This is a genomic window from Ilyobacter sp., assembly GCF_041583315.1.
Taxonomy (GTDB): Bacteria; Fusobacteriota; Fusobacteriia; order Fusobacteriales; family Fusobacteriaceae; genus Ilyobacter.
In genome coordinates this window covers 1-4,705 of the sequence record NZ_JBFHGC010000196.1, presented here as the reverse complement: position 1 = coordinate 4,705, position 4,705 = coordinate 1, and the positions used below count along the sequence as shown (strand labels likewise).

Genomic DNA, 4,705 nt, shown 5'->3' with positions numbered 1-4,705 from the left:
CCCAAGGCTGCCCCCATCCATAATATATCATGATTACCCCACTGAATATCCACATTTGAATGTTTCATGAGTTCATCCATTATGAGATGAGGAGCAGGACCTCTGTCGTATATATCTCCCATAATGTGCAGTATATCAACTGCCAGTTTCTGTATTAGTCCGCATATAGCTACAATAAATCTGTCAGCCCTCTCTAGCTCTACTATTGTATCCACTATTTCATTGTAATATTTTTCCTTATTCAGTTGCTTACTTTCAATATTGAGAAGCTCGTCAAGAATATAATTAAAATCAGAGGGCAAAGCCTTTTTTACTTTAGAACGGGTATATTTTGAAGAAACTACCTTACATATTGTAATAAGTCTGTAAATAGTTACCTTGTACCATTCACTCATAGAACCACTGTAAGTTTCTTTCACATATTTCAGACGTTTGTCTGGATATATTATCAGAGTGGACAGATTTTTTTTCTCATCCCTCGTCAGTGTATGTCCGAAAATATCATCTATCTTAAATTTTAAGACTCCAGAAGCACTTCTTAAATGATATGAAAAGGCCTCATATTCCCCATGCATATCTGTAAGGAAATGTTCGGTTCCCTTAGGCAGGCTCAAAATAGCTTTTAGATTTATTATCTCATTTGTCACATCTGCAATATTAGGATACTGCTTTGATAAAAGCTTTAAATAATCCAAATCTCTCATAGGTATATTCTCCCCCTTACACTTTTTTATTTTTATATAGCATTTTCTATGTTCTGTCAAACTCTTTTTAATTTTATGAAGCAGTAGTGTACACAACTATATTTTCTTGTTCTAACTCCACTCTTGTGATAGAATAATCGGGATATATCTGATTTCCATCAAAATTTAATCCAAAATTTCCGGAGGTTCCATGAAACATAAAATCGAATATTTAATTATACTTCTTTTTATAAAGATTCTCTGCATTTTTCCTGAAAAAGCGAGATTTAGAATAGCTGAATTTTTTGCAGTGGCCGGTTACAGACTCATAAAAAAAAGAAGAGTTATAGCCTTAGCCAACCTGAAGATGGCCTTTCCAGATAAACCTCAGCAGGAAATTGAAAAAATAGCTCTTAGTTCCTATAAAATAATGTCTAAGGCCTTTCTTTCGTCACTTTGGTTTGAAGAATATCTGAAAGAAGAGGGCAAAGTAACGGTAGAAAACATGGAGGTTTTAGATAAAGCCTACTCTAAGGGGAAAGGTGTCATAGTTGCATGCATACACATGGGAAATATGGAAGCCTCTCTTAAGGTTGCAGAAAAATACCATATAGTCACAGTAGCCAAAAAACAGAGAAACCCATATCTAGATAAATTGATCACCAAAAACAGAGAAAAAGTCAACATAACCCTTCTGAAAAAAAGTAAAAGAACCTCGAGAGAACTCATGGAATCAATAAAGAGAAAAGATATAATAGCCCTGTTCAGCGATCACAGAGATAAAGGAGCCACTGTTAATTTCTTTGGTGAAACGACTATTTCTCCAACTGGTGCTGTTTTCCTTGCACTGAGAAATGATGTCCCGCTTATTTGGGGATTCAATATCTTAAATCCTGATAACTCTTGCACGACAAAAATAGTTGAAGAGATTCAGATGATAAAAACCGGAAACTTTAAAGAAGATGTGCAATCTAACACCCAGCTTCTTATCAGCAAAATGGAAAAAGTTATAACACAATATCCTGAGCAGTGGATGTGGTTTCACGACAGATGGAGACTTTCTAAAAAAATCAAGGGAGGCTTATAAAAGCCTCTTTTTCTTTTCCTGGATTCTTCTGACTATTTTTCTCTGAACCTTTCTGGGAAGAAACCTGGTGGTAAAAATAATGATTTTATTTAAAAACCCGGGCACACATATATTCTTACCTTTGAAATAATCTTTATAGCAACACTCTGCCACTTGTCTAGGAGTCGTTATATAAAATTTTTCCAATCCTTTTCTTTTAGTGCTCATGCCTTTAAATTCAGTGGAAGTAGGCCCAGGACAGAGTGCCATTACCCTCACACCCCTATACTCCATCTCCTCTATAAGAGCTTCTGTCAGTGCCAGCACATAGGATTTAGAAGCATAATAGACTCCCAATAGAGCACCACCACACTGAAAGGCTGCTGTTGAGGCTACATTTATTATCCCGCCTCCTCCTTTTCTTATCATGTCCTCTGAAAAAATCCTGGTGAGGTATGTAAGTCCCCTTATATTCAAATCCACTATTTCCATCTGAGATTTTATATCTATCTCCCAGAACAATCCATGCTCTCCTGTCCCGGCATTATTTATAAGAAGATCCACTTCTATATCCAGCTCTTTAATTTCACCATAAAGCTTATCTATATTCTCAGGTTTCGATATATCTTTACATATTACTTTTACCTTTTCTCCAAACTCTTCTTTGATCTCCTGCAGTTTATCTTCCCGTCTTGCCACAGCTATTACACAGTGCCCTTTGTCAGCAAATATTTTCAGAAGCTCTCTTCCTATCCCGCTACTGGCCCCTGTAATAATTACATTCAATTTATCACCTCTGCTCATATAAAAATTTCTGATTTCCAGTTAATTATTCTAAAATTTTCAGATATTCCTTGTTATAAACTTTTGGTACAAGTTGATTTTTAAAGATGTTAAAATTCAGAATCATACATATCTCGTTCATTTTAATATTTTTAACTTTAGTTTACTAGGAGTTTTTAAAAAAAACCGGTATTTAAATAATGAATAGACCTTATATTAGATTAAAGTAAATTAATGACTTTTGTAGAGAGGTGAAATATATGTGGAGTGACCTTAAAAAAATTTCAAATCAGATAACACTTTTAAGATTTTTATTTCTTTCTCTTATGTGGGTAGGAGTTTTTCAGAATAGACCCACATACTATCTGGCCTTTGGATTTATTTTGTGTGGTATCACAGACTTTCTAGATGGATTTCTTGCAAGAAAACTAAATCAGATCACTGAAATCGGAAGCAGATTGGATTCCTGGGCTGACAATTTTTTACTTATTTCGGGAATCATGTGGACAATCATGCTTATGCCAGAAATTTTTACAGATAATAAGCTTATTTTTTTACTGACTTTAGCCACATACGTAGCTTTTTTGTTAATAGGATTTATAAAATTCAGACGTTTTGCAAACCTTCATCTTTACCTGTCAAAAGTTTCTACTGTTATCCTTTATATATTTCTTGTACATGCTTTTTTTATGGGGGTTTACAGCAAAAATTTATTTTACCTCACAGTGGGGGTTTCATTCATATCAGCTCTTGAAGGAATCGCTGTCTTTCTAAGCTCTTCAGACGTAAATGAAAATATAGGAACTCTGGCATTTACCTATATTGATGATAATAACCCTTTAAAAATCTGGTTCAAAAAGCATTTTCACAATCTTTAGGCGGATTTTCTAAGTGATTTTTTAGGTAATATCATCTTTCTCAAAAGCCTCTACCTCTTTACAGTCTTGACAAAGAGGTAGAAAAATTATATTCTAATACGATAAATACAGTTTAAGATTGTGAAGGTGGCTATTATGAAAATAACAGATTTTGATCTGACTAAAAAAATAATGAATATCGTAAATGAACTTCCTCCAAAACAAAAAAAATTGGCAGACTACATTTTGAAAAATCAGAAACAGTGTGCCTTTATGACATCCACTGTGCTCGGAGCTTCTGCCGAAGTGAGTGAATCTACCGTAATAAGATTTGCATCTTCACTAGGATACAAGGGTTATCCTTCATTCCAGAAGGATTTAAGAGATTTTTTAAAAATAGAGCTTTCAACCCTGGAAAAATTTTCGATCGAAAAGGCAGATAGTCACGGTTCTGCATATGAAAAAATATTTGAGTCTGAAGTGGAAATTATAAACAGTACCTTGAATGAGATCTCTGCAGAATCTTTCAATGCTGCTGTGGATACTCTTTATGAAAAAGACAGCATACTTACAGTGGGGTTCAAAGGTTCTTTCTGTCTTTCCAGTTATGCGGGATACAACTTAAGTAAAATACATTCCAATGTACAGATTATAGACGAGTGGAATGAAAGATGGTTCAACTATCTCAATGATCTCAACGAAAATACCACGGCACTGCTTTTTGGTTTTCCGAGATATCCTAATAATGTGGTGACTATCGCTGGTATACTCAAAGAAAAAAAAGCCAAAATTATCGTGATAACTGATAGTGTAGTATCTCCCCTTGCAGAATTTGCAGATATTTTACTCATCATTCCTGTGAGAAAATCCTTCTTTGTGGATCATCTGGCAGCAGTTATGTGTCTTATTAACGCCCTTATATTCTCTCTTTCTTATAAAGACAAGGAGAAAACAGAAAAATATCTCCAAAGATTTGAAAAGTTTGCAAATGAAAACAATATATTTGTAAAAAGAAACTGATTTTTTAAAATTATTATTTTTCATATGAATCATAAAAAGTCTCCTGAAGAATTTCTTCAGGAGACTTTTTATTTCAAGTTATAGTTTAATTAAAAATATTATTCATATATGCAAAGATAAGAACTCTCTACGTCTGTCTTCACACCAAATTTTTGTCCGGCTTCCACGATAAAAGTTTCATTGGAAGAGTACTCTTTCCACTCCTGGCTTCCTGGAAGCTTCACTGTCAGCTTACCGCTTGTCACTGTCATATACTCTTTTGTAGAAGTCCCAAATTCATACTCTCCTGCTGCCAT

The 4,705-nt window shown here is 34.3% G+C and carries 6 protein-coding genes; 3 read left to right on the top strand and 3 right to left on the bottom strand.

Annotated elements, in window-relative coordinates; genetic code table 11:
• On the bottom strand, positions 1-704 hold a 704-nt coding region (locus ABZA26_RS08000), incomplete at its 3' end, for a fructose-bisphosphatase class III (RefSeq protein WP_372713996.1).
• A 190-nt stretch (positions 705-894) separates the two neighbouring features.
• Here ABZA26_RS08000 and ABZA26_RS07995 point away from each other — a divergent pair.
• The gene (locus ABZA26_RS07995; RefSeq protein ID WP_372713995.1) at positions 895-1,770 is read left to right on the top strand and encodes a lysophospholipid acyltransferase family protein; all 876 of its coding nucleotides are present in this window, start codon (positions 895-897) and stop codon (positions 1,768-1,770) included.
• On the opposite strand, the gene ABZA26_RS07990 is transcribed toward ABZA26_RS07995, so the two are convergent.
• A complete protein-coding gene (locus tag ABZA26_RS07990; protein WP_372713994.1) occupies positions 1,765-2,553 on the bottom strand; it encodes an SDR family NAD(P)-dependent oxidoreductase in 789 nt (262 codons plus the stop codon). The genes ABZA26_RS07995 and ABZA26_RS07990 overlap by 6 nt on opposite strands.
• A 239-nt stretch (positions 2,554-2,792) precedes the next feature.
• Between ABZA26_RS07990 and ABZA26_RS07985 the strand changes: the two genes are divergently transcribed.
• Together ABZA26_RS07985 and ABZA26_RS07980 are read left to right on the top strand one after the other, a co-directional pair.
• Positions 2,793-3,410 (top strand): CDP-alcohol phosphatidyltransferase family protein, encoded by a 618-nt coding sequence (locus ABZA26_RS07985; protein WP_372713993.1) that lies wholly within the window; start codon positions 2,793-2,795, stop codon positions 3,408-3,410.
• Between the two features lie 135 nt (positions 3,411-3,545).
• Entirely contained in the window at positions 3,546-4,409 is an 864-nt protein-coding gene (locus ABZA26_RS07980) for a MurR/RpiR family transcriptional regulator (protein WP_372713992.1), read from the top strand.
• 98 nt (positions 4,410-4,507) lie between these two features.
• On the opposite strand, the gene ABZA26_RS07975 is transcribed toward ABZA26_RS07980, so the two are convergent.
• Positions 4,508-4,705, bottom strand: a 198-nt coding sequence (locus ABZA26_RS07975; RefSeq protein ID WP_372713991.1) for a pyrimidine/purine nucleoside phosphorylase, incomplete at its 5' end; no start/stop codon positions are given.

Coding starts and splice junctions, on each gene's coding strand:
- ABZA26_RS07995 (WP_372713995.1), top strand. CDS start 895: ATGAAACATAAAATCGAATATTTAATTATACTTCTTTTTATAAAGATT.
- ABZA26_RS07990 (WP_372713994.1), bottom strand. CDS start 2,553: ATGAGCAGAGGTGATAAATTGAATGTAATTATTACAGGGGCCAGTAGC.
- ABZA26_RS07985 (WP_372713993.1), top strand. CDS start 2,793: ATGTGGAGTGACCTTAAAAAAATTTCAAATCAGATAACACTTTTAAGA.
- ABZA26_RS07980 (WP_372713992.1), top strand. CDS start 3,546: ATGAAAATAACAGATTTTGATCTGACTAAAAAAATAATGAATATCGTA.